The organism is Thermocladium sp. ECH_B (assembly GCA_001516585.1).
Classification (GTDB): Archaea; Thermoproteota; Thermoprotei; order Thermoproteales; family Thermocladiaceae; genus Thermocladium.
Genome location: LOBW01000135.1, coordinates 1 through 1,619, shown reverse-complemented (window position 1 = coordinate 1,619; position 1,619 = coordinate 1). Strand labels below are relative to the sequence as shown.

Below are 1,619 nucleotides of genomic sequence, written 5' to 3'. Positions count from 1 at the left end.
ATTAAGCGAGGCCGCGGTAGCAATTGGCCCATTTGGCTTAGTGTGGGATCAACCATCACCCATAAATGCCGTGAATGGAGAAGCAGAGGAGGGGTACTTGGATCACTATATAGGTAGTCCATCTCTCTGGGGCTTCATAATTAGTGAAGTATTGAGGAATTGATTTTCATTATTATCGGCGATCATTTTATAAATAGATTGTTATATCTAAACCCATGAACATAGAATTACTTGAATCTCTATCTAATCAATTTGGGCCATCCGGATTCGAGTCAAGTGTCACCGGCATTATTAAGGGCAACGTGTCTCAATTATCGCGGGACCTGAAAATAGATGCTCTAGGTAACTTAATCATGCGGATTGGGGATGAGGGGCCCCGCGTTCTCCTGAGCGCGCATGTGGATGAGGTGGGCGTCATTATTACTCATGTGGATCAGAGGGGCTTTATTAGAGTGGCACCCCTTGGCGGCATTGATCCCTGGGTAATGATAGGACAAGAATTAGTATTTAGGACTCGACGCGGCGAATTAATTAGGGGAGTCGTCGGCATTGATCCACCGCACTTGAGAAGAGAGAAGCCGCCGAACAGGTTTGAGGAGCTTTACGTAGATGCTGGCTTCACTTCCAGGGAGGAGGCAAGTAAGGCTGGGGTGGTGCCTGGCATACCTGGCACGTTCTCCACCGTCATGGTTCACAGCGGCGACGTGATTATGGGGAAGGCGCTTGATGATAGATTAGGCGCATATGCTTTAATTGAGGTGGCGAGGAGGATTCGCTCATCTAATGCAACGTTCTTCTTTGCATGGAATACACAGGAAGAGGTTGGGTTAAGAGGTATACAGGCCGTGATTAATGGCATTAATCCGGAACTAGCCATAGTTGTGGAGACAACTGTGGCAGCAGATGTGCCAAGTAATCCGGAGGAACAATGGATAACTCGACTAGGTGGAGGCGCTGCGATTAGGGCAATGGATAGATCAATGATCACTAATCCCACCTTATTGGAGAAGGCCACTGCGATTCTGGAATCCAAGGGAGTAAAGTACCAGCTTCAAGTCAATCCTTATGGTGGAACCGATGCCGGTGCAATACACGTACATGGAACGGGAGTCCCAACTCTCGTGGTTTCGACGCCCGCCAGATACATACATGCCCCTAGATCAATAGCATTAATGAGCGATGTAGATGCAGTGATCTCATCATTATCATTACTGCTAGAGAACATTAATTATTTGGTGTCTCCCCTATACTAAAGCCATAGCATCCCTAACACAATCCATGTTTCCGCATCCCAGCTTCTTCACCATATGACCACCATCTGCCAAAACCCTAAAAGGAGCGAGACTTATAGTTTCGCCTCATCATATGATTGTGTTGGTTTTGCTAGTGACCTATTTATGTCCGCTTCTCGACATTGAAGCGCGCTGATAAAACGAACGACAAATCTCGCCCTTCAGGGCGGGGAGGAGGTCAGATGAGGATACGGAAAATATACCTGTCCTCTTTTAAATGTATTGAATCCCCCTCGGCATGGGAACTCGGCGGCATCTGAACTTATAAAAATCATTGCTAGCCATATCTATGCATGTGTATGTTTTGGTTGCTGGGCTTCTTCTAGG

Annotated in this window: 1 protein-coding gene; it reads left to right on the top strand. The window is 46.9% G+C overall.

Annotation, left to right across the window (positions count from 1 at the left end):
• Positions 1 to 215 precede the first annotated feature (215 nt).
• A complete protein-coding gene (locus AT710_09730; GenBank protein KUO89868.1) occupies positions 216 to 1,253 on the top strand; it encodes a glycosyl hydrolase family 5 in 1,038 nt (345 codons plus the stop codon).
• The last annotated feature ends 366 nt before the right edge of the window (positions 1,254 to 1,619 follow it).